General features: G+C 64.6%; 16 protein-coding genes. 14 read left to right on the top strand and 2 right to left on the bottom strand.

Annotation, left to right across the window (positions count from 1 at the left end):
- Positions 1 to 94 precede the first annotated feature (94 nt).
- The gene (locus ACUN9Y_RS13990; protein WP_445461328.1) at positions 95 to 1,456 is read left to right on the top strand and encodes an efflux RND transporter periplasmic adaptor subunit; all 1,362 of its coding nucleotides are present in this window, start codon (positions 95 to 97) and stop codon (positions 1,454 to 1,456) included.
- Positions 1,453 to 4,653: an efflux RND transporter permease subunit gene (locus tag ACUN9Y_RS13985; RefSeq protein ID WP_445461327.1), complete on the top strand. Its 3,201-nt coding sequence runs from the start codon at positions 1,453 to 1,455 to the stop codon at positions 4,651 to 4,653. The genes ACUN9Y_RS13990 and ACUN9Y_RS13985 overlap by 4 nt, the downstream gene beginning before the upstream one ends.
- Before the next feature lie 103 nt (positions 4,654 to 4,756).
- On the opposite strand, the gene ACUN9Y_RS13980 is transcribed toward ACUN9Y_RS13985, so the two are convergent.
- Positions 4,757 to 6,313: an alkaline phosphatase D family protein gene (locus ACUN9Y_RS13980; RefSeq protein WP_445461326.1), complete on the bottom strand. Its 1,557-nt coding sequence runs from the start codon at positions 6,311 to 6,313 to the stop codon at positions 4,757 to 4,759.
- Positions 6,314 to 6,587: 274 nt separating this feature from the next.
- On the opposite strand from ACUN9Y_RS13980, the gene ACUN9Y_RS13975 reads away from it, so the two are divergent.
- Positions 6,588 to 8,177: a peptide chain release factor 3 gene (locus ACUN9Y_RS13975; protein WP_445461325.1), complete on the top strand. Its 1,590-nt coding sequence runs from the start codon at positions 6,588 to 6,590 to the stop codon at positions 8,175 to 8,177.
- A gap of 337 nt (positions 8,178 to 8,514) precedes the next feature.
- Positions 8,515 to 9,324: a TatD family hydrolase gene (locus ACUN9Y_RS13970; RefSeq protein ID WP_445461324.1), complete on the top strand. Its 810-nt coding sequence runs from the start codon at positions 8,515 to 8,517 to the stop codon at positions 9,322 to 9,324.
- Between the two features lie 189 nt (positions 9,325 to 9,513).
- On the opposite strand, the gene ygfZ is transcribed toward ACUN9Y_RS13970, so the two are convergent.
- Complete coding sequence (gene ygfZ / locus ACUN9Y_RS13965; protein WP_445461323.1) at positions 9,514 to 10,545, bottom strand: CAF17-like 4Fe-4S cluster assembly/insertion protein YgfZ; 1,032 nt, start codon at positions 10,543 to 10,545, stop codon at positions 9,514 to 9,516.
- 206 nt (positions 10,546 to 10,751) lie between these two features.
- Between ygfZ and ACUN9Y_RS13960 the strand changes: the two genes are divergently transcribed.
- From ACUN9Y_RS13960 to ACUN9Y_RS13915, 10 genes are all read left to right on the top strand, one after another.
- Positions 10,752 to 10,949 (top strand): hypothetical protein, encoded by a 198-nt coding sequence (locus tag ACUN9Y_RS13960; protein WP_445461322.1) that lies wholly within the window; start codon positions 10,752 to 10,754, stop codon positions 10,947 to 10,949.
- Complete coding sequence (locus ACUN9Y_RS13955; RefSeq protein ID WP_445461321.1) at positions 10,949 to 11,377, top strand: OsmC family protein; 429 nt, start codon at positions 10,949 to 10,951, stop codon at positions 11,375 to 11,377. Before ACUN9Y_RS13960 ends, ACUN9Y_RS13955 begins: the two co-directional genes overlap by 1 nt.
- A gap of 307 nt (positions 11,378 to 11,684) precedes the next feature.
- Entirely contained in the window at positions 11,685 to 13,712 is a 2,028-nt protein-coding gene (uvrB, locus tag ACUN9Y_RS13950; protein ID WP_445461320.1) for an excinuclease ABC subunit UvrB, read from the top strand.
- 39 nt (positions 13,713 to 13,751) lie between these two features.
- Positions 13,752 to 14,576, top strand: coding sequence for an endonuclease VIII (nei, locus tag ACUN9Y_RS13945; RefSeq protein WP_445461319.1), 825 nt, complete (start codon positions 13,752 to 13,754; stop codon positions 14,574 to 14,576).
- Positions 14,577 to 14,930: 354 nt separating this feature from the next.
- Positions 14,931 to 16,436, top strand: a complete 1,506-nt coding sequence (locus ACUN9Y_RS13940; protein WP_445461318.1) for a fumarate hydratase — start codon at positions 14,931 to 14,933, stop codon at positions 16,434 to 16,436.
- A gap of 153 nt (positions 16,437 to 16,589) precedes the next feature.
- Positions 16,590 to 18,008 (top strand): cardiolipin synthase, encoded by a 1,419-nt coding sequence (cls, locus tag ACUN9Y_RS13935; protein ID WP_445461317.1) that lies wholly within the window; start codon positions 16,590 to 16,592, stop codon positions 18,006 to 18,008.
- Between the two features lie 288 nt (positions 18,009 to 18,296).
- A complete protein-coding gene (locus ACUN9Y_RS13930; RefSeq protein ID WP_445461316.1) occupies positions 18,297 to 19,214 on the top strand; it encodes a LysR substrate-binding domain-containing protein in 918 nt (305 codons plus the stop codon).
- Between the two features lie 1,197 nt (positions 19,215 to 20,411).
- Positions 20,412 to 21,956, top strand: coding sequence for a TolC family protein (locus ACUN9Y_RS13925; RefSeq protein ID WP_445461315.1), 1,545 nt, complete (start codon positions 20,412 to 20,414; stop codon positions 21,954 to 21,956).
- Positions 21,953 to 22,789 (top strand): efflux RND transporter periplasmic adaptor subunit, encoded by an 837-nt coding sequence (locus ACUN9Y_RS13920; RefSeq protein ID WP_445461314.1) that lies wholly within the window; start codon positions 21,953 to 21,955, stop codon positions 22,787 to 22,789. Before ACUN9Y_RS13925 ends, ACUN9Y_RS13920 begins: the two co-directional genes overlap by 4 nt.
- Positions 22,786 to 24,195 (top strand): HlyD family efflux transporter periplasmic adaptor subunit, encoded by a 1,410-nt coding sequence (locus ACUN9Y_RS13915; protein ID WP_445461313.1) that lies wholly within the window; start codon positions 22,786 to 22,788, stop codon positions 24,193 to 24,195. The genes ACUN9Y_RS13920 and ACUN9Y_RS13915 overlap by 4 nt, the downstream gene beginning before the upstream one ends.

The following is a 24,195-nucleotide window of genomic DNA, read 5'->3' as shown; positions in this document are numbered from 1 at the left end:
GCCTCTGGCGGCCTTGCGCCGGACAAGGCATTGCGCCGCGAGGCAGATTGGGGAACAGTGTTTGTTAATAGCTTGCCAGACAAGGACGGCATCGATGCTCAAGCGGATACTCCCCCTGGTGATTGTCGCCATCGGGGTGGCGGCCTTCGTCGCGCTCAAGGCGACCCGCCCGGCGCCGCCACCGGTGGAGGTGGAGGAACGCGAGTGGCGTGTCGATGCCGCGATGGTCTCGTTGTCCGCGCATTCCCCCGTGCTGTCGTTGTACGGCGCGGTGGTGGCCCCGGATCGGGTGACCCTGACCGCGCCCTTGGCCGGACACATCGCTCGGCGTCCGGTGCGCGATGGCCAGCGGGTGGAGGCCGGCGACCTACTGGTCGCGCTGGACGATGCCGACGTCGCGCCTGTCGTTGCCACGGCGGAGGCCGACGTACAGCGACTCGACGCCGAGATCGAGGCCGAGCGAGTGCGTTTCGAATCGGACCGGCAGGCCCTGGAACGCGAGCAGTCGTTGTTGGCCAACGCCCGCAGTCAGCTCGATCGCATGCGCTCCTTGGTGCAGCGCAACCTGGCGTCACGGGCAGAACTCGATCAAGACGAGAACGAGATCGCCAGGGCCCAGGTGACGCTGGTCACTCGCCAGGGTGAGCTCGACGGGTACCCGTCGCGGGTGGCCCAGTTGCAAGCCCAGCGAGCCAGTGCTCAGGCCGCTCTCGACGAGGCCCAGCGTGACGCTCGGCGCAGTCGGGCCGAAGCGCCCTTCGACGGTATCGTCACGGCGGTCGAGGTCGCGCCAGGGGACCGCGTGGGCGAGGGCGACGCGCTGCTCGATCTGATACCCGTGGAGGGGCTGGAGGTGAGGGCGCGTATTCCGGCCAGCGTGCAACGCGAGGTAATCGAGGCGCTGGCGTCGGCTGAGGTGCTGACCGCCGTCGATGACAACGGGGAGCGTTATCGGCTTCGGGCGTTGGCGGGCCAGGGGGATCCGGCCGGCACGGAGGGCATCTTCGATGCGCTCGACGCCAGTTCCCTGCTGCGCCCCGGGTCGCTGGTGGCGCTGGCGCTTCAGCGCCCGGCCGTGACCAGGAGCGTGGCCCTTCCCTATAGCGCGCTGTATGGCAGTGACCGGGTCTACGCCATCGACGACGGACGACTACGTGCCCTCACCATTGCCCGACGCGGTGATATCGCGGGGCCCGACGGTGCGCCATGGGTACTGGTCAGTGGCGAAGCGCTCGTCGATGGTCAACGCATCATGACCACGCATCTGCCCAACGCCGTCGACGGCTTGCGGGTTGCCCAGGCCGAGACCGGCCGGGCTTCGCCCGCGGTGAACGAGTCATCGTCGAACGCCGCGATACCGAATGCCGAGCCGTCCGGGGACGAGACAAGCGGGGCTCGCGCCGATGGCGTCGATGAGGCGGTGGCGGAAAGTGCACGCGTTGAGGACGCGCCATGAGCGACGCAACCGGTGATGGCGGCGCCGACTCTACAGGGGCCGAGTCCGCCCGCCACGGCGGCCTGATCGGCTTCTTCACCCGCCACAAGGTGGCGGCGAATCTGGTGATGTTGGTCATGCTGATGGGGGGGGCGCTCGGCCTGTCTCGCATGAACATTCAGTTCTTTCCGGACTTCGCCCTCGACATCGTATCGGTCAGTACCGTGTACAGTGGCGCCTCGGCAGAAGACGTCGAGCAGGGCATCACCATTCCCCTGGAGCAGCGCCTGCGATCGATCGATGGTCTCAAGCGCATGACCTCGACGTCGGCCCAGGGGGTGTCGAACATCACCCTGGAGTTCGAGGAAGGCAGCGATCCGATTCTGGCCCTCGATGATGCCCGGGAGCAGGTCGATGGCTTCACCAACCTGCCGGCCGACGCCGAGGAGCCCCGGGTCTCACGAGCCGAGAACTACGAACCCGTGGTGCGCCTGCTGGTGTCTGGTGATGTCGACAGTGCCGCGCTGCGCGCACTCGCCAGGCGCTTCGAGAACGAATTGCTGGAGCGCGGCATCGACCGGGTCGACATCGCCGGGTTACCGGAGCAGCAGATCAGCGTCGAGGTGCCGGTCGAACGGCTTGGCCAGCTTGACCTGACGCTGCCGGAAATCGCCGACCGCCTCGATGGCATGTCGCTGGACCTGCCGGCCGGTCTGCTCGGCGATCAGGATGGCACCCGCGAGCTGCGGGCCGTCGAGCAGCGTCGCGATGCGCAGTCGTTCGGCGACATCGCCGTGCTGGGCGGGGAACGGGTGCGCCTGGCGCTCGGGGATATCGCCGTGCTGCGCCAGGAGGCCCGGCCGCGCCAGGTGACGCTCGGCCATGCCGGCAAACCCGCCGTGGAGTTGCTGCTGCAACGTTCCGAGAGCGGCAACGTGCTGGACTCGGCCGAGGCGTTCAATCGCTGGCTCGACGAGACGCGACCGACGCTACCGGCCAGCGTGACGCTCGAGGTGCATGACGAGACCTGGGCATTGATCAGCGATCGGATTGGGCTGTTGATCAGCAACGGTATCGGCGGCCTGCTGCTGGTCCTGGTACTGCTGTATCTGTTCTTGCCGGCGCGGGTGGCGCTGTGGGTGGCGATCGGGATACCCACGGCCTTTCTGGGGGCCATGGCGGTGTTCTGGGTGATCGGTGGCTCGATCAACATGATCTCGCTGTTCGCGTTGATCATGGCGCTGGGGGTGATCGTCGATGACGCCATCGTGGTCGGGGAGGATGCCGACGCTCACCTGCGCGCCGGCGAGGCGCCGCGGTTGGCGTCGGCCGGCGCGGCGCGGCGCATGCTGTGGCCGGTGGTGGCCTCGTCGCTGACCACGGTGGCCGCGTTCATGCCGTTGCTGCTGGTGTCGGGTATCATCGGCAATATCCTCGGCGACATTCCTGTGGTGATGATCTGCGTGCTGATCGCATCGCTGCTCGAGTGCTTCGTGGTACTGCCTGCCCACCTTCGCAACGCCTTCGTCGCTCGTCGGCCCGGTGTCGAGCCACGCCACCATTGGCTGGGCCGCATCCGAGGGCGCTTCGACCAGGGCTTCGATGGCTTTCGCCAGGGCCCGTTTCGGCGCTTTTCGGCCTTCACCCTGCGCCATCGCGGCGCCACCCTGGCAAGCGCCATCGCGCTGGTGCTGTTCACCCTGGGGCTGATGGCGGGTGGCCGCCTGGCCTTCAATTTCTTTCCGACACCGGAGCCCAATGTCCTCTACGCCAACGTCAGCTTCGCCACCGGGACCTCGGAAGATCGGGTCGCCAGGATGCTGGAGGACATGAACGAGGCGTTGGCGCAGACCGAGGCAGCACTGGGACCGGGACTGATCGCGGAGTCGGTCACCCGGCATGGCGCCACCCTTGCCGCCGGCGCCGAGGGCCGTAGGGGCGACAATGTCGGCTCGATCATGGTCGAGCTCATTGCGTCTGATGATCGCAGTGTGCGCAATAGCACTTTTATTCGAGAGTGGCGCTCGCGACTGCCGCAACCGGCGGGACTCGATAGCCTGACCGTCGTCGAGCGCAGCGGCGGACCACCGGGCAAGGACGTCAACGTGCGTCTGACCGGGGACAGCGCCGAGTCGCTGAAGCTGGCGGCCCAATCCCTGACCCGTAGCCTGGGGCAGATTCCCGGCGTGCTGGATCCGGAAGACGACATGGCCTGGGGACGCGAGCAGCTGATCTATTCGGTGAATGCCTACGGCGAGGCCCTGGGGCTGACGACGCGGGAACTGGGACGCCAGTTGCGTGCCGCCTTCGACGGCGTGCTGGTGCAGAGCTACCAGGATGGGGCCGATGAAATCGAGGTCCGGGTCCTGTTGCCCGAGGCCCAACGGGAGCGCCTGGCGAGCCTGCCTCGACTCCAGATCCGGGTCGACGATGGGCGGCTGGTGCCGGTGGAACAGGTCATGCACCTGAGTCATCGCCAGGGCTTCGAGGCGTTGCGCCATGCCGACGGCGAGCTGGCGGTGGAGGTCAGCGCCGATCTCGATACCGAGATCACCGCCACGGCCACGGTGCTGGAGGCGCTGGAGGCATCGGTCCTACCGGCACTGAGCGAGCGGTATCACCTCAGCTACAGCTTCGAGGGCCAGTCGGCGGATCAGCGCGAGACCTTCGCCGACATGCGCACCGGCTTGCTGGTTGGGCTTGGGTTGATGTACGTGGTGCTAGCCTGGGTGTTTTCGTCCTGGAGCCTGCCGCTGATCGTCATGGCGACGATCCCCCTGGCGCTGGTCGGTGCCCTGCTGGGGCATTGGTTCATGGGCCTGGATCTGACCATGCTGTCGCTGTTCGGGTTGTTCGGCCTCTCCGGTATCGTGGTCAACAATGCCATCATCCTGGTGACCTTCTATCGTCACCAGCGCGATGCCGGCCTCGCGATCGACGCAGCGCTCAACGAAGCGGTGGTGCAACGGGTCAGGGCGGTGCTGCTGACGTCGATGACCACCATTGGCGGCCTGATGCCGTTGTTGTTCGAGACGTCGCTGCAAGCACAGTTTCTGATCCCCATGGCGGTGACGATTGCCTTCGGCCTTGGCATGGCGACGCTGCTGGTACTGGCGGTGATTCCGGTGCTGCTGAGCTATGTCGAGCATCTCCGGGCGGGGCTGGCTTCACGCAGCGGCAAGGGCTCGCCGCCGATCAGGGAAGGCTCGCGACGATAGCGAGCGGGGGGCGCGTCCGTCCCAGCGTTCGTTCGCAGCGACCCGCCCGTCGGGGGTAGGTCGCTGACGCCAGGCGGCTGGGTCGTCTCTCCTGGTGGCTGGCTTAGGCGTGGCGTGCTTGGGGGCTCAGCCGTTGGGTATGCAGCGTGGCGCCCGCGGCGTCCTTGAGCGTCACGGTTAGGTCATGGCTCTCGCCGTCAAGATCGACCTGGCCGAAGAACTGGTAGCCCTCAGTCGGCGGCAGGTTGACCCGGCCATCCGCCGGCGCCTTCTGGAAGACCACCTCGGGGCCGAAGGTGCCATCGAGGCCATTGGGCCCGAAGGTACCGGCATGCAGGGGGCCGCTGACGAATTCCCAGAACGGGGTGAAGTCCTTGAAGTTGGCGCGCTCTGGCGAGTAGTGATGAGCGGCGGTGTAGTGGACGTCGGCCGTCAGCCACACCACGTTGTCGATGTCCTGATCGTGGATGGCCTTCAACAGTCGCGCGATTTCATGCTCGCGGCCCTTGGGAGCAGCGTTGTCGCCATTGGCCACGGCCTCGAAATTGTCACCGTCGGCCACGACCAGGCCGATCGGCATATCCGAGGCGATCACCTTCCAGGTGGCTTGCGATGCCGCGAGGGCGGCGATGAGTTCATCGACCTGGGCGGTGCCCATCAAGGTGGCGGCGGGGTCGCCTGCGTCCTGCAGGTTGCTCGAGTTGGTCCCGCGGTGGCTGCGCATGTCGAGCATGAACATCTCGAGCCCCGGGCCGTAGCTGAAGCCTCGGTGGATGCGCTCCGGCGCGGTGGGCAACTGGCGTATCGGCATGTACTCGAGGAAGGCGCGCTTGGCCCGTGCGGCCAGCAACGAGACGTTCTTCTCCGTATAGCGCGGGTCATCGAGAAGCTCGCCGGGGTACCAGTTGTTGAGGGTCTCGTGATCGTCCCATTGGGCGAACATCGGCACCTCGGCGTTGAAGCGCTTGAGGTTCTCGTCGAGGTGGTTGTAGGCGTACTGGCCACGGAACTCGTCCAGGGTCTCGGCGACCTTGGCCTTCTCCAGGGTCATGACGTTGCGCCAGACCTCGCCCCCGGGCAGGTTGACGGTCTCCTCCAGCGGGCCATCGGCGTAGATGGTGTCGCCGGAATGGAGGAAGAAGTCCGGGGCCTGCTGGCGCATGGTCTCGTAGATGGTCATGCCGCCGCGGGCGGTGTCGATCCCCCAGCCTTGGCCGACGGTGTCACCGGACCACACGAAACGCACATCGCGGGAGGCGCTTCCCGCCAGGCGAAAGCGACCGCTGACCGCATCGCTCAAGGCGCGCTCGTCGCCCAAGGCGGCGAAGCGCACCCGATAGTGGAGCTCATCGGCACCGGCGAGGCCGGTCACGTCGAGCTTGGCGGTCATGCCGGTGGCGGGCAGGGCGGTGGGACCCTGCAGCGTCCTTGCACCGGTGAAGGCGGGGTTGTCGGCGATTTCCAGCAGCATTCGCGCCGGACGGTCGACCCGCGACCAGATCATCGCCCGATCCGCCAGCAAGTCGCCGCTCATCACGCCGGAGGTCATCACCGGTCGACGGCTGTCGGCCAGCACGATACCGGGAGCGCCGGTGATCAGGCCAAGGCCGATGCCGGTCTTGAGCCCCATGCCGAGAAATTCTCTACGTGTGCTGCGCATCTGTTATCTGCTCCTTGAGTCATCACGGTGAAGCTTCCGGCGCCCTTCTAGAATCGCCATGCCGGCGCCTGACGGGTCTCGTCTCGATACCCGGGGCATCGAGCATGACCGGCGTCCATGACAGTATCGTCGCTTTTCGGTGACGGTCGCGTGGCGGGGGATCGCCGTGCCCCGGTAGTCCCCGGGTGGCTGCTCGCGGTATCATGTCGCCGTTCAGTGCGCCCGGCGCTTTCCGGGGGCTCATCACCGTATTAGTCAGCAGGCGACATCCTTCATGCCCAACCCCAAGCAGGCCCAGGAAACCGGCCTACGGCGTACCTTTGCGATCATCAGTCACCCCGACGCCGGCAAGACCACCATCACCGAGAAGATGCTGTTGTTCGGAAACGCTATCCAGATGGCGGGTTCGGTGAAGAGCAAGCGTGATGACCGTCATGCCACCTCGGACTGGATGAAGATGGAGCAGGAGCGCGGTATCTCCGTGACCACCTCCGTGATGCAGTTTCCCTATGGCGGTCGCATGGTCAACCTGCTCGACACGCCGGGTCACGAGGACTTCTCCGAGGATACCTACCGCACCCTGACCGCCGTGGATTCGGCGCTGATGGTGATCGATGCGGCCAAGGGGGTGGAGGACCGAACCATCAAGTTGATGGAGGTCTGTCGCCTGCGTACCACGCCGATTCTGACCTTCGTCAACAAGATGGACCGCGAGACCCGTGACCCCATCGAGGTGATGGATGAAGTCGAGACGGTGCTCGATATCCAGTGCGCGCCGATGACCTGGCCGATCGGCATGGGGCGTCAGTTCAAGGGGGTCTACCACCTCTATAACGACGTCATTCACCTCTATACCCAGGGCCAGGGCAGTCGTATTCCGGATGACAAGCGCATCGAGGGCATCGACAACCCGCAAGTGGAGGAATTGCTCGGCGAAGACGTGGCCGAGGAACTGCGCATGGAAGTCGAACTGGTGCGTGGCGCGTCACACACCTTTGACCATGAGGCGTATCTGCGCGGTGAATTGACGCCGGTGTACTTCGGCACCGCGATGGGCAACTTCGGCGTACGCGAGATGCTCGACGGCTTTGTTGAGTACGCACCGCCCCCTCAGCCGCGGGAAACCGACACCCGGGAGGTGCCCGCCACCGACGAGCGCTTTACCGGCTTCGTGTTCAAGATTCAGGCCAACATGGACCCGAATCACCGTGACCGTATCGCCTTCCTGCGGGTGTGCTCCGGCAAGTACGAAAAGAACATGAAGATGCGCCATGTGCGGATCAAGAAGGATATCAAGATCGCCGATGCCCTGACCTTCATGGCCGCCGACCGCTCCCAGGTGGAAGAGGCCTGGCCCGGCGATATCATCGGCTTGCACAACCACGGCACGATTCAGATCGGCGATACCTTCTCCGTGGGCGAGGACATGCGCTTCACCGGGATCCCGCACTTCGCTCCTGAGCTGTTCAAGCGGGTGCGGCTGAAGGATCCGCTGAAGATGAAGGCACTACAGAAAGGCCTGCAACAGCTCTCCGAAGAGGGCGCTACCCAGGTGTTCATGCCGCTGGACAACAACGACCTGATCCTCGGCGCGGTGGGTACCCTGCAGTTCGACGTGGTCGCCCATCGGCTCAAGGAAGAGTACAAGGTCGACTGCATCTACGAGGGGATCAACGTCAGTACCGCACGTTGGATCTACTGCGACGATGCCAAGATGCTCGACGAATTCCGGCGCAAGGCCAGTGCCAACCTCGCCATCGATGGCGGCGGCTACTTGACCTACATCGCCCCGACCCGGGTCAATCTGCAGATGACCCAGGAGCGCTGGCCGGATGTGCGCTTCAAGGAAACGCGGGAACACTGACGCGAGCCTTGAAGGCGAAAGCCTGAAGCGGGACGCATGACCGTCGCTTACGTAGCGGCGGTTTTTTTCGCGACCTCGAGACGGCTTGCACCCGGAAGTCGTCGCCACGGTGATGGTTTCGCGGGCTCGACGGCGCGAGATCAAACCCTCGTGTGGCACGTTCTGTCGTTGCCCGCCCGATGGCACCCGGCGCAGGCGTTGTTCATATTTACGGCGCGAGCACGGCGCGAGCACGGCGCGAAAACGGCGGGCATCGATGGCGGCAGGCCGGTGTCCAAGGGGTTGACGCCGGTCCCCGGATGGTCGATCGTTTTTTCAGCTTTCAGGTTGGTGCTCCATGTCGCCCTTGATCGATGCCCATTGCCACCTCGACCTCGCCGCCTTCGATGCCGACCGCGACGAGGCGATTCGGCGTGCCCAGGACGTCGGGGTCGGGCACTTTGTGGTGCCCGGCACCACCCGTGCCAGGTGGGGTGGGGTGCTGGCGCTGGGCCGGCGTGCGGACGTCAGCGTGTGCCTGGGGCTGCATCCGTATTTCATGGCGGAGCATCGCCTCGATCGGCCCGCTGGGCATGGACGAGCGAATGACGACGACCTCGCAGCGCTGGAGGTCGCCCTCGATCAGCACCCGGAGGTCGTGGCGCTAGGAGAGTGCGGTATCGACGCACGGTTCAAGGACAGCTGGGCGGATCAGTGGCGGCTCTTCGATGCCCAGTTGCGCCTGGCGAAGGCGCGAGACTTGCCGGTGGTGATTCACTGCGTGCAGGCCAATGACGAGGTGGCCAAGCGATTGCGACAGCTGGCGCTGCCCCGCGGTGGCCTGATTCATGCGTTCGCTGGATCACCGCAACAGGCCAGTCGTTTTCTCGAGCTCGGGTACCTGCTGGGGCTGGGAGGGGCCGTGACCTTCGAGCGCGCCGCCCGGCTGAGGCGGACGGTGGCATCGCTGCCCGATGATGGGTTCGTGCTCGAGACCGATAGTCCCGACATGCCGTTGAGCGGCCATCAGGGCTCTCGCAATGAGCCTGCGCGGGTCGCCGAGGTCTGCCGGGAAATCGCACGGCTGCGCGACGTCTGCGAGGATACGGTGGCCAAGGCGTCCAGCGCCACGGCACGCCGATTGTTCCGCCTGAGCCCGGGCGAGTAAGTGTGCCCCGGACGCCGTGGGCAGGGTGTCCCGGACGCCGTGGGCAGGGTGCCCAGGACGCCCTTGGCAGCGCCCCCCCCGGGCAGACGCTCTCGGCATGGCCGAGCTGACGGTGGCAACAGGGTGACGGCCGCTTGGCGCAATTGCGTTGCACCATTGCGCCGCGCACTCGCGCCGCCGTCGGGGGAATCAGTCGGCCAGGGTTTCCGGATCCAGGCGCGTCAGCGCGTAGGGCAGGCGCAACGGCTTGACGGTCTGGCCGCCGATGGTGAGGCTGGCGCCCTCGGCCCGGGTCGACATCACCGCGAGGACCTCGGCCTGGCCGTAGGCGTCGCGCTGCGCAGCGACCACTTCGCCCACGCGCTTGCCGTCGTCGTCGATCACCTCACTGCCGAGGTCGGGGATGTCGCTGCCTTCGAGCTGGGCGCGAACCAGGCGCTTTTTCACCTGTCCGCGGAAGTGGGCGCGCGCCACCACTTCCTGGCCGGTGTAGCAGCCCTTCTTGAAGCTGATGCCGGCGAGGGCTTCCCAGTTGAACATCTGCGGCAGATAGCTGTCCTGCTGGTCGCGATCGATGAAGGCAAGGCCGGCCTGGATGTCGGCCAGACACCAGACAGCGTTGCCCACCGGGTGGGACTGGTCGGCGAGCCGTTGGAACAGCTCGGGAGCGTGCTGCTGGGGCGTGCAGACCAGGTAGCGAGGCTGTGGGCCGGGGTAGGCCAGCAGCAGCCGATCGCCGGCGCCTGCCTGGTGCCACGTCTTGGGCGGCGTCAGGTCACAGTCCACCTCGACCAGGGCCGTGGCTTCCTGTCCGATGACACCGATCAGCGCCAGGTCGTCACGTGGCGTGAGCGTCGCCTGGTAGAAGGCGGCGAACTTGCCCAGGTGCCGGGCCAGGGGCTCGACCAGGCTGGCGTGAACGATGAGGCGATACTGGTGCTCCCCGACCTTGGCCAGCTGGCCGTTGGCCAGCATCCGTCCCTTGGGCGTACAGAACGCCGTCAGGGGAGCAAGGTTGCCGTCGGCCAGGGTGAGTTGGGCACTGGTCTGGCCCTGTAGAAAGCGCTCGGCGTCCGGGCCCGTGACGTCCAGGGCTCCAAGGTGAGCCAGCGGCGTGGTCACCGTGGCCTCCTGGGCCTTGCGCTGCGAGTCCGGGGTATCGAATTCGACCCGGTAGGGCGCGGTGGTCTGGCCTCCGAGGGAGGAAATCCAGTCTGTCATGATGCCTGTCCTGTCGCGCGGGGTACTGGGTAAGTACCGGGTAAGCGAGTGTCACTCTCATGATGAGAATGTGCGGTCGCGGTGCCTGTTTTGCAAGGTCGGCACAGTGCCGTGTGGTGGATGTTGTTCGGCCAGGTGTTCGGTGTCCCGATCGAAGCAGCGTGATAAGCTGGTCCGATTGTCAAACCGCAAGGAGAGCCCGCGCCATGGCCCAACAGTCACTGACCTTCAAGGGCGTCGACGACGCCGATCAGGTCAACAAGATCACCACCGCGTTGATGATGCTTGACGGCGTCGATAGCGTGGAAGTGGGGCGCCACGGCGCCGAGGTGGACGGGCGCGTTCGGCGCGAGGCGCTGATCAAGGCCATCGAGGCCCTGAAGCTCAAGATCGAGGTGCACTGATGACGATCCACATCACCTCCGAACGCGATGGCAAGCTGCGCCAGCGCGCCGTCATCGAGAGCTTCGATGATCTGCTGGTGGACGTCCCGGTTCCCTTCGGCGGGGACGGTGAGGCGCCTGATCCTCACGATTACTTCGACATGTCGCTCGGTGCCTGCAAGGCGATCACGGCGCAGATGTATGCCAAACGCAAGGAGTGGCCCCTCGAGGGTGTGAGCGTCACCGTGACCCGGGACGAACGCGATGAACGTCGCGGTGTCTATCGCCTCGATGTGGCCATGACCTTTCACGGCATCGATGACCCCGAGCAGCAGGCGCGGCTGGAGGAAATCAGCCACAAGTGCCCGATTCATCGTCTGATGACCAGCTCCACGGTGGAAGTGACGACCCACCGTGTGGCCGCCGAGCATCACGCGCCGGCGGGCTAGCCTTGAACACCGGGTCGGCCGCCCCGACCTTGAGAGGCAGGAGCGGCTAGTCCAATGACCCCGTCGAGGCAAGCACGGGGCCGTCGACCGACGGTAGGGCGCCCGGGCCGGCTCGAAAGGCTCGGTGGCGACCTTACGGTTAAGACGTGCAGTTCGACAGTGCGACCCCGGTGGTGTGAAGCCGCCAGGGCGCCCCCACCAGTCAGACGCCGGTGACTCGGATGTCGCGAAGGCATCGCCTGGCGAGCGGGTCCGAGGCCCGTCGAGCCTCGCTGTGCTGGCCTGTCTGTCCACTTCAGGAGCCGTGATGAGCAAGCCCTTCCGACTGCAATCGAAATTTCAGCCCGCCGGCGATCAGCCCACCGCGATCGCGGGTCTGGTGGAGGGGCTTGACGCGGGGCTCGCACACCAGACGCTGCTCGGGGTCACCGGGTCCGGCAAGACCTTCACCATGGCCAATATCGTCGAGCGCCTGCAGCGCCCGACCATCGTCATGGCGCCGAACAAGACGCTCGCCGCGCAGCTCTACGGGGAATTCAAGGCGTTCTTCCCCGACAACGCGGTGGAGTACTTCGTCAGCTACTACGACTACTACCAGCCCGAGGCCTACGTGCCGTCGTCGGACACCTTCATCGAGAAGGATGCCTCGATCAACGATCACATCGAGCAGATGCGCCTGTCGGCGACCAAGGCGCTGCTCGAGCGTCGCGATGCCTTGATCGTGGTGTCGGTCTCGGCCATCTATGGCCTCGGTGACCCGGACCAGTACCTGAAGATGCGTCTGCACTTCAATCGTGGTGAGGAGATCGACCAGCGGGCGTTCTTGAGGCGCCTGGCGGAGCTTCAATACACCCGCAATGACATGGATTTCAAGCGCGGTACCTATCGGGTCCGCGGTGACGTCATCGATATCTTCCCCGCCGATGCCGAAGACGAAGCGGTGAGGGTGGAGCTGTTCGACGCCGAGATCGATTCGATCAGCCTGTTCGACCCGCTGACCGGGGAGCTCCGGGGCAAGGTCCCGCGCATGACGATCTACCCGAAGAGTCACTATGTGACCCCTCGCGAAACGATCCTTGGCGCCATCGACTCGATCAAGGGCGAGCTCGCCGAGCGGTTGACGTTCCTGCGTAAGGAAGAACGCCTGGTCGAGGCCCAGCGGCTGGAGCAGCGGTCGCTCTATGACATCGAGATGATGCTCGAATTGGGGTACTGCAACGGCATCGAGAACTACTCACGCTATCTGTCGGGACGTAATCCCGGCGAGCCGCCGCCCACCTTCTTCGACTATCTGCCGCCGGACTCGCTGCTGTTCATCGACGAATCCCACGTCAGCGTGCCGCAGGTGGGGGGCATGTATAAGGGCGACCGTTCGCGCAAGGAGACCCTGGTGGAGTATGGCTTCCGTCTGCCGTCGGCGCTGGACAACCGGCCGATGAAGTTCGAGGAGTGGGAGGCCATCTCGCCCCAGACCATCTTCGTCTCCGCGACCCCTGGTAACTATGAGGCCGAGCACGCCGGGCGGGTGGTCGAACAGGTCGTGCGTCCCACCGGTCTGCTCGATCCTGAGATCGAGGTGCGGCCGGCCTCGACCCAGGTGGATGACCTGCTGTCCGAGATCAAGCTACGCACCGAGGTCGGGGAGCGGGTGCTGGTGACCACCCTGACCAAGCGCATGGCGGAGGATTTAACCGAGTATCTCGACGAGCACGACGTCAAGGTGCGGTACTTGCACTCGGATATCGACACCGTGGAACGGGTGGAGATCATTCGCGACCTGCGCCTGGGCAAGTTCGACGTGCTTGTCGGGATCAACCTGCTGCGCGAGGGGCTGGACATCCCGGAGGTGTCGCTGGTGGCGATTCTCGACGCCGACAAGGAAGGCTTTCTGCGCGCCGAGCGGTCCTTGATTCAGACCATCGGGCGGGCCGCGCGTAATGCCCACGGCAAGGCCATCCTCTACGGCGACCGCATCACCGATTCGATGCGCCGTGCCATCGACGAGACCGAGCGGCGTCGGGCCAAGCAGGAAGCCCACAACGCGGAGCACGGGATTGTGCCGACCACAGTGACCCGCTCCGTCGCGGACATCCTCGAGGCCGCCCAGGCCCCCGGTCGCAAGGGCAAGGGGCGCCGAGGCGAGCGTAAGGTGGCGGAGAAGGAGCCGGTCTATGACCTTGCGACCCTGTCACCGGAGCAGATGCGCAAGGAAGCGACGCGGCTGGAGGATGGCATGATGGAAGCGGCGCAAAACTTGGAGTTCGAGCAAGCCGCGCGTCTGCGCGATCAGCTCCATCGGCTCAAGGAGCGTCAGTTGGCCTTCGGGGAAGCCTGATGGCGGCCGACCCCATGGCGACCCGGCGCAGGAGAGACGATGCCCGAAGGACCCGAAATACGGCGTGTCGCCGACCGTCTGGGCCGACAGCTCGTCGGGCGCCGCCTCGATCGCGTATGGTTCGCCTTCGAGGCGCTGAAGCCTGAAGCCCAAGGGTTGGTCGGGCAGCGGGTGAGTCGTATCGACAGTTGGGGCAAGGCCCTGCTGACGTACGTCGAGGATGGCCGAGTGCTGTACTCCCACAACCAACTCTACGGGCGCTGGAAGCTTCACCGGGCGGGCAGGGTGGTGCAGACGGCGAGGTCGCTGCGCGTGTATCTCGAGGCCGAGGGGCGTAGCGCGAGCCTCTATAGCGCCTCCGATGTTTCGCTGTGGCATGCGGCGCGCCTCGGCGATCATCCCTTCCTGTCGCGCCTGGGCCCTGACCTGCTGACCCACGGCGTGTGTGCCGACGCGCTTGCCGCACGCCTGGCCGATCCGCGCTGGTGCCGACGACGCCTCGGCGGCAGCCTGCTCGATCAGGGCCTCGTCGCCGGCATCGGCAACTATCTGCGCTCTGAGATCCTGTTCTTTGCCGGTGTTTCCCATCGCCTGCGGCCCATTGACCTGGAGGCGCCGGCGCTTCACCGACTGGCCACCGCCATGGTCGATGTGACGCACCAGGCGTACCGACTCGCCGGGGTGACCAATCGTGATCATTGGGTGGAGAAGGCGCGACAGTCGGGCGCATCGCGACGTGGCTGGCGCTTCGCCGTGTTCGAGCGCGACGGGCAGCCCTGTCATGCTTGCGGGACGACGATACGGCGCGACAGCGTGGCCTCCCGGCGGTTGTACTATTGTCCGACCTGCCAGTGTTTCCCCTGACAAGGTACTGCGCGCCTGGCGTAGCCTCGGTGGCGTGACAACCGCGCTCACAGGCGTCGCCGTGACGACGTCGCAAGCGCCGGACTTCGCCAGTGCCTTGCCGCCCGTTCTTTCGAGTGCGCTATGAGTCGGCGGTGCGCGGCGGCCGTTTTAGCGTTCTTTTCAGCGTTCTTTTCAGCGGCCTTCTCCATGTCTTTTTATACCGTTATCTTACGGCTTGGCTCATGCAACAGCACAGACCGGATAGCTCCCGAGATCCCGTCGAATAGGGTACACTACGTGCCCGCGCAAGCCCGCCACGCCGGTTCCCATAGGCCAAGAAGCGGGCGTCTCGACCCAGTCAAGGAGTCAGCCATGACCGTGATTCGCCAGGACGACCTCATCACCAGCGTCGCCGATGCCCTGCAGTACATCTCCTATTACCATCCCAAGGACTTCATCGACGCCATGGCGGCGGCCTATGAACGCGAGGAGAATCCGGCGGCAAAGGATGCCATCGCCCAGATCCTGATCAACTCTCGCATGTGCGCGACCGGTCACCGACCGATCTGCCAGGACACCGGCATCGTCACGGTTTTCGTCCATGTCGGCATGAACGTGCGCTTCGAGACCGACATGAGCCTGGACGACATGATCAACGAGGGCGTGCGCCGGGCCTACAAGTTCCCGGACAACGTGCTGCGTGCCTCGGTGCTGGCCGATCCGGACGGCAAGCGCCAGAACACCAAGGACAACACCCCGGCGGTGATTCACCACAAGCTGGTGCCCGGGGACAAGGTTGAGGTCCATGTGGCGGCCAAGGGTGGCGGTAGCGAGGCGAAGTCCAAGTTCGCGATGCTCAACCCATCCGACTCGGTGGTCGATTGGGTGCTCGAGCAGTTGCCGAAGATGGGCGCCGGCTGGTGTCCGCCCGGCATGCTCGGGATCGGCATCGGTGGCACCGCCGAGAAGGCCATGGAACTGGCCAAGGAGGCGCTGCTGGATCCGATCGATATCCAGGATCTGCAGGCGCGTGGCGCCGACAACCGGGCCGAGGAACTGCGCCTGGAGTTGTTCGACAAGGTCAATCAAAGCGGCATCGGTGCCCAGGGCCTCGGCGGTCTGACCACGGTTCTCGATATCAAGGTCAAGGACTATCCGACCCACGCGGCCAACAAGCCGGTGGCGATCATTCCCAACTGCGCCGCGACCCGTCATGCCCACTTTACCCTCGACGGCTCCGGACCCGCGGCACTCAAGGCACCGAAGCTCGAAGACTGGCCGGAGATCACCCGGGAGGCGGGCGGCAACGTCAAGCGCGTCAACCTTGATGAGGTGACGCCGGAGGAGGTCAAGACCTGGCAGCCCGGGGATACCATTCTGCTCAATGGCAAGCTGTTGACCGGACGTGATGCGGCCCACAAGCGGATGGTGGACATGCTGTCCAAGGGCGAGCCGCTGCCGGTCGACCTGAAGGGACGGTTTATCTATTACGTCGGCCCGGTGGATCCGATTCGTGACGAGGTGGTCGGCCCGGCCGGCCCGACCACGGCGACGCGGATGGACAAGTTCACCCGCACCATGCTCGAGCAGACCGGTTTGCTTGGCATGGTCGGCAAGGCCGAGCGCGGGCCGCTCGCCATCGAGGCGATTCGCGATAACGAAGCGGTTTACCTGATGGCGGTAGGCGGTGCGGCGTATCTGGTGTCTCAGGCGATCAAGGCATCCCGCGTCGTCGGCTTCGAGGACCTCGGCATGGAAGCGATCTACGAGTTCGAGATCGAGGACATGCCGGTGACCGTGGCGGTGGATAGCCAGGGCACCTCGGTGCACCAGACGGGCCCGGCCAAGTGGAAGGAGATCATCGCCCAGGGCGCATGATCGACCCCGCAAGTGCCTGACGACCCCGCCAACTGGCGGGGTCGTTGGTGTTGCAGGTATGCTGGACCAGCCTTGTGGGACAAGGACGATCGGAGCGGGCGCTTTCTGGCAAGTTGGCGGCCGGGTGGATAGGACTCGGACTGGGGAGCAGGCATGACCTCCTGGCTGCTAGGGTTGGCCATATTCTTGATTCATCTGGGCGGGGCTATTTCCGCGGTGATGGCGCTCATGTCGAGTCGTACCTCCCAGGGCGCCATCGCCTGGATCATTTCGCTGGTGACCTTTCCCTATTTCGCATTGCCGGCCTACTGGGTCTTCGGTCGCCCTCGGTTCTACGGTTATGTCACCGCCCGGGGCCAGCGAGATACGTTGCTCAGACAGGTGCTGCAGCGCTATCGCGACCGCTTTGACTCCTATCTGGTGCCGACCATCGATCCCGATGTCCAGGCGGTAGAGAAGCTCGCCATGATGCCGCTGACCGGCGCTAACCGCACCGAGTTGCTGGTCGACGGTGACGCGACCTTCGCGAGCCTGTTTGCCGGGATCGAATCCGCGCGCTCCTATATCCTGATCCAGTTCTTCATCGTGCGCGATGATGACCTCGGGCGTCGTCTGCACGATCACCTGGTGCGCGCGGCACGGCGCCAGGTACGGGTCTATTTCCTGTATGACGAGATCGGCAGCCGCCAGTTGAATGAAGGCTTCATCAGGGATCTGCGCGCCGCCGGGGTGAAGGTCAGCGCCTTCCACTCCTCGCGCGGGCTGCGACATCGCTTCCAGCTCAATTTTCGTAACCACCGCAAGATCCTGGTGGTCGACGGCAAAGCGGGGTGGCTCGGGGGGCTCAACGTGGGAGTGGAGTACCTTGGCCAGGACCCCCGGCACGGACACTGGCGAGACACCCACCTGAAGCTGGTCGGGCCCAGTGCGCTGGGGCTGCAGGAGGCATTCTGGGAAGACTGGCACTGGGCCACCGGCGCGATGCTGACCTTGTCCTGGTCGCCCCAGGTAGAGCCGGAGGGTGACCGCAAGGTGGTCATCGTGCCCTCTGGTCCAGCCGACCCGCAGGAAACCGCGAGCCTGCTGGTGCAACACCTGATACATAGCGCCCATCGAAGGCTTTGGGTCACGAGCCCGTATTTCGTTCCTGACGAGGGTGTGCAGGATGCCCTGCGGCTGGCGGCCATGCGGGGTGTCGATGTGCGCATCATGATGCCCGAACGGCCCGATCATCTGCTGGTGTTTCTATCGGCCTTCGCCTTCCTGCCGGACATGGTCAAGGCCGGGGTCAAGGTCTATCGCTACCAGCCCGGCTTCCTGCACCAGAAGGTGATATTGATCGATGACGAGGCGGCGAGTGTCGGCACCGTGAATCTCGACAACCGTTCCTTTCGATTGAACTTCGAGATTACAGCGCTCGTCGCCGACTCGGGCTTCGCCGCCGAGGTGGCCCAGATGCTGGAAGCGGACTTCGCCGGGTGTCGAGAAGTTGGCCTCGAGGAGCTACGCTCGCGCCCGATGTGGCGCAAGCTGGTGTCTCGGGCCGCCTATCTGCTGTCACCGATTCAGTGATGGTGGCAATGTGGGTCAAAGCGAAGGGGCGCCGCTCTGGGCATCGGCAGGACGCTATTCTCACGCCCCCCCTCGACTTGCATCGATCCGGCAACGGCGCCGGGAGGCGCAGGCGCTCGCCGCCGAGTAGCAAGGCTTGGGGCCGCCGCGAAAGCCGAGGGGCGGGCAGGCTTGGGCGCGGCGGCGCTTTGGGGTAAATTAGCGTGTTTTCGACGGCACCGGTGACAGCGCCGAGGCCGATGGCAAGGATGCACTGACTTCTCTCAGTGCCGGGCGACAGGAGCGCTGGTGAATCTCGAAACCAAATGGCTGGAAGACTTCGTGGCGTTGTCCAACACCCGCAGCTTCTCCGCCTCGGCCCGGCAGCGTCATGTGACCCAACCGGCCTTCAGCCGCCGCATCCGCTCCCTCGAGCAGGCCGTGGGTGTGACCCTGGTCGACCGTTCCACGACGCCGATCGATCTGACGCCACAGGGCCAATTGTTTCTGGTCACGGCGCGCAACATCGTCGAGCAGCTCACTGAGTCCCTGGGACACCTGCGGGGGCTCGCCATGGCCAATGAGGCCCTCGATATCGTCGCCGCTCATTCGCTGGCGTTGAGCTTCTTTCCGCCGTGGATCTCGCGCTTGCAGAAGGGCGTCGGCGAGTTGCCGACGCGGCTGTTGGCGATGAACGTCGGCGAAGCCATCCATGTGCTGCGGGAGGGCAACTGTGACTTGATGCTGGCCTACTACGATCCGTATGCCAGCATGCAGCTCGATGCCGAAGTCTTTCCCTCGTTTTCGATCGGCCAGGTCAAGATGATTCCGGTGTGTGTTCCCGATGACGAGGGCGCGCCGCGCTTCCCCCTCGATGGCAAGGAATCGATACCGTACTTGGCTTATACCCAGGGTGCCTTTCTTGGCCGCAGCGTCAGAATGCTGTTGAAGAACGATCCGGCAAGGATGCGCCTGCGCACGGTGTATGAGACCGCCATGGCCGAAGGCCTCAAGGGCATGGTCATGCAAGGGGTGGGCATGGCCTGGATTCCGGACTTCTGCCTGCGTCAGGAGCTAAAGGAGGGCCGCGTGGTGAGGGCGGCCGGCGACGCCTGGGATGTACCACTCGAGATCCGCTTGTATCGCTGCTCGCTGGTCCACAAGCCCGGCGTCGAGAAGCTGTGGCGGCAGATGATGAAACTGCCCCGGGACTTTCTCGAGGCCTGACCGTATCGCCCGAACTCGCCGTCAGAACTGAAGCAAGAACTGAAGCCAGAACTGCCCACGGCCCGCATCGGGTCATGGCGATCGCCAAGGAGGGACACAGGTAGAGCCACCGCTAGGCCCGCGGGATTCGGCCACCTTCCGCACCTTTCGCACTTTTACGCCCGTTTTCGCCAAGGCTGTGCGGTATCACCGTTGGCAGGGACCGAGTGCCGCCGGCTGGTGTGAATGCTAGCGGCATCCCATCGGTCTCCCGCGACTTGCGGGGCTCATTGTTCGGGCTCTTTGTTTGGGGCATTCGTCGCGCTGTCTCTGTAGGCCCTTACTCCACTGCCTCTTTCTCTGGGGAGTCTTGCTCTGGGGTCTCTTGCTCTGTGCATTCTATCTCGGAGCAATTTTTCCGAGCTTTCCCTGTGGGTTCTTTCTCTTCGGACTATTTTGCGGCCTAATTTTCGGACGGAAATTTCCCCGAGTTATCCCTGTAGCCGGATATTCTTCGGACTATTTCCCGGGCTATGATGTATTCGAGATATGGATTATTCGTGATATGAGCCGCGGTTATTATTCAGGCCTGTTGCTGCGAATCGTCTCTGCGAGTTGTTTGTCTCCAAGAATTATCTGCGGGCTCTATTTTGTGGTGTTTTCTCAGGGCTAGTTATTTGGGCTGGCTGTCGGAGCTAGTTGTCCGGGCTGAGCCATCGAAGGGAGACAATTTTCGCTCTTTATCCCCGGTGTCCACGCGACGCTGGTGCCTTGCGAGACAAGGGGTGATCTGCTTGGACGTGCGGTCAATTTGGTCGACTCAGTGGGGGCGAGGGACCGTCGTTTCGCGGTGTTGCCCGGTGGGATGCAACGGAATATAGCCGGCCGTCGGAGCACAGGATAGCTTTTTTTGGCATATTGTATAAGTGATTGGGTGCTACAACGTAGTCGATAACCTATAACTGAAGCGGTATTTTCCACGGTTTCTCCTACAAACAAATCCCATTGGCAGTAGATGTAAATCATTGTCTGATTTGTCATGTTTCTGTCCATTGACTAATGGTCCAATACTGACAGACTCCTGGTTACGAAAATTAACAGATCGGATCGGGGATCCTGTCATCGGACTATTGCGCAGTGAGCGCACTGGTGGCAGATCGCAGCCAGCAACGCCTGGCAGGCTCATCGTGATCCGGCATAAAAAAGCAGGAGAATGACATGGATGTCCGTTCCTTTCGTACCGTGCGTCGGTCCAAGTGGCGCCAGATCCACTGCCTGGGATTATTGGCGACCCTCGCACTGACCGGGTGCGCGGTGACCCCGGAAGTGATGACCGCACCGGCACAGGAAGCGAGGGCAGCAGGCCTGCTGGCTCGGGCGACGGCAGATCAGGAGCCGGTACTGGCGCCGATCGACCTGTACACGGCGATGGCCAGAGCCATCAAGTACAACCTGGATTATCGGGTCGAGATCATGGATGAGGCCCTCAAGATCAAGGATCTCGATCTCGCCCACTACGACATGTTGCCCAAGCTCGTCGGTTCCCTGAACTTCAATGCCCGCGACAATGAGTCGGGAAGTGTGAGCAAGTCGCTGTTGACAGGGAACACGTCCCTCGAGCCCTCGACGTCGAACGAGCGCGAGTACTTCGACGGTGACCTGACCATGAGCTGGGACGTGCTGGACTTCGGTCTGTCCTACGTGCGTGCCCAACAACGCGGTGACCAGGTACTTCAGGCCGAAGAGAACAAGCGTAAGGTCATTCAGCGCATTATCGAAGATGTTCGCTCGGCCTACTGGCGTGCCGCCAGTGCCCAGCGCCTGCTGGGCCGGGCTCGGGAGCTCGAGATCAGCACGCAAGGCGCCATCGCACAGGCCCATCGCCAGCAACGCAGCAGGTTGAGTGCTCCGCTCCCGGCCTTGAGCTACGAGCGTGAACTGCTGTCGATTCGTCGCGATCTGGAGTCGCTGACCCGAGAGCTCAATGTGGCCAAACAGCAACTGGCGGCGCTGATGAATCTGCCGCCGGACCAGGACTACCAGATCGTCGTGCCGCCGCGGGACCTCGCCTGGGATGACTTGAACCTGTCCTATAACGTGATGCTCAAGCTGGCGATTCAGAACCGTCCGGAACTTCGCGAAGTCGCCTACAAGCTGCGCAGCAATGAACGAGAGGGCACCGCGGCACTCCTCCAGGCATTGCCGAATCTCAAGGTGTTTGTCGGTGCCAACTGGAGTGACGACGACTTCCTTTATCACAGCGATTGGGCGAGCTGGGGGGCGCGGGCAAGCTGGAACCTGCTCAACGTCTTCAGCCTGCCGGCGCAGCAGGACCGGATAGACGCTCAGGGACAATTGCTTGATGCCCGTGCCCTGGCCTTGACGACCGCCGTCGCTACCCAGGTCTCCGTGTCGCGGGTTCGCTATGAACTGCGACGCGGTGAACTCGAGACGGCGGCACAGTTCCTTGCCGTTCAGGACAAGATCGAGGGGCAGGTCGAGGCCGGCTATCGGGCGGACCACGTTAGCGAACAGACCCTGATCCGGGAGCAGATGAATACACTCCTGGCCGAGGTACGCATGGATCAGGCGCTGGCCGATCTCCAGGGGGCGTACGGCAATGTCTACACCGCGACGGGCATCGATGCCGTCGACGCCGACATGAGCAGCGATGATAGCGTCTCTGAACTGGCCAGTGATCTGCGCCGGCTCTGGGCCAACCGTGGAGACGGCCTGGCCCTGGCGTGGGGAGCCAGCTCGTGAGTCTCCCTCGTCGTGGCACCGCTGTCGGCACTGTGGTGCTGACATGGGGACTGCTCGTGACAGGCATCGCCTGCGCGGACATCGCGGTGCCGGCCGGCGTCCCCGAGGTCGCCGGCCATCGATCCACGGGTGCGGGGGAGGAATCGGCTCGCGGGGTGCTGAGGGCCGAACACGAAGCGATACTGGCGAGCACCCTGTCGGCGCGGGTCGTCGAGATGCCGTTCCAGGAAGGCGATGCCTTTACCGCCGATCAATCGCTGGTCAGCTTCGACTGCTCTCGGCTGAACGCCGAGTGGCGAGCGGCGAGGGCCCAGGCGTCGGCACAGGCCCGCGACGCTCAAGTGCAGCGTGAGCTGTTGCAGATGGGCGCCACCGGCCGGGCAGACCTGGATATCGCGGTGCTCAAGGTCAGCGAACTCAGGGCGAGGGCGGCGGCCATCCACAGCGAGATCGATGGCTGTGAGGTCAAGGCGCCCTTTGCGGGACGAGTCGTGGAGCCCATGGTGCGCGCCAACGAGACGCCCGCCGCCAACGAGCCGTTGATTCATGTCGTCAGCGACGGCGCGCTGGAGCTGGACATGGTGGTGCCGTCCTGTTGGCTCGCCTGGCTGAGGCCGGGCGTTCCCTTCACCTTTGACGTTGACGAAACCGGCGATGAACTCAAGGCCAGCGTGGCGCGAATCTCCGCGTCGGTGGATCCGGTCAGTCAGACCGTCAAGGTGATCAGCCGCATCGCAGAGGTCCCGGAGCGCGTGTTGCCCGGGATGAGCGGCACCGCGACCTGGCACCGGCTGGCGGCGACGAATAGCTGTGCGGTGGGGCAGCCGTCGTGACCCACTACGAGTCCTCCCCCCAGCTGGCCGGCAGCACCGAGCATAGGCTGCAAGATGCCGAAGAGCCAAACTCGGCGCCCGAGGGGGTGTCTGGTGCCGAGCAACTGATTGCCATCGAGGGGAATCTGCGCACGTGCACCAGTTTCGAGCAACTGTGGCTGCACCTGGCCAATGAACCCTTGACGCTGCTGCCTGCCGGTCAAGCCGTGGTGCTGACGGTCGGTTCTCGCTGGCGACTCGAAGCCGCGTCCGGGGTGTCAAGGGTGCCCCGTGATGCACCGCTGGTGCTGTGGTACGAGAGACTGGTCGATGAGCGCTGGCAGGCATCGGGCGGGGCTCTGGAACCTTTGGCGTTCGAGGCATCTGAGGCCTCGTGTGACGAACGATCCGACGGCGCAGCGGCACTGCGTTACTTCCTGTGGCTTCCGCTGGCGGATGACCAACGCAGCGTCGCTGCGGGGTGGCTGCTGGCCCGCGAGATTCCTTGGGAACCCGGGCATATGGTATTGGCCCAACGACTGGCGGGTGCCTACGCCCATACCGCCGTGGCCATCAACGGCCGACGACGCCCGTTTCGACCGTGGCGCCGGCGTCAATGGTGGCTGGCCCTCGGCGTGGGGGTGACATTGGCCGCACTCCTGGCCCTGGTTCGGGTGCCGTTGACGACCCGAGCGCCGGTGGAAGTGGTTCCGCAGGCGCCCTTCGTCGTGACGGCGCCCTTGGCCGGCGTGGTCGAGCGAATCGTCGTACCACCGGGCGCGGCGGTCAGCCCGGGAGATGCACTGGTGCAGTTCGTCGATGTGGCGCTTGAGAGTGACTACGACGTGGCGCAGCGCAAGGTGGAAGTGGCCGAGGCCAAGATGTTCCGGGTGCAGCAGGCCGCCATCCGGGACCCCCAAGCCAAGCGTGAACTGGCGCTTGCCGAGAGCGAACGTCAGCTGGCCGGCACCGAGCGTGATTACGCCAGGGCGATGCTGGACAAGACGGTGATCCATGCCGTGCGCCCGGGAATCGCGTTGTACAGCGATCCGAAGGACTGGGTGGGGCGTCCGGTGGACGTGGGAGAGGCGCTGATGCAGGTTGCCGATCCCGAGCACGTGGAGTTTCGCCTTCAGGTGCCGGCCGAAGACGCCGCCACCCTGAGCCCGAATGCGCTGGTGGACGTGTTCCTCGATGCCGCACCCCTGGAACCGATCCAGGCCCATGTCGCGCGAGCGGCCTACAAGGCCGAGCCGGATGCCGCGGGTATCGCGGTGTTCGGGGTGACGGCGGTCGCCGAGTCGGGGAGCTGGACGCCGCGACTCGGCCTTCGTGGGACGGCCCGATTGCACGGCGCAAAGGTGTCGCTGTTCTACTACCTGTTTCGCAGGCCCTTGGTGGCGCTGCGTCAGCTGACGGGACTATAG

It is taken from the genome of Halomonas sp. V046 (assembly GCF_052645355.1).
This window is presented reverse-complemented; position numbering and strand designations above follow the sequence as displayed.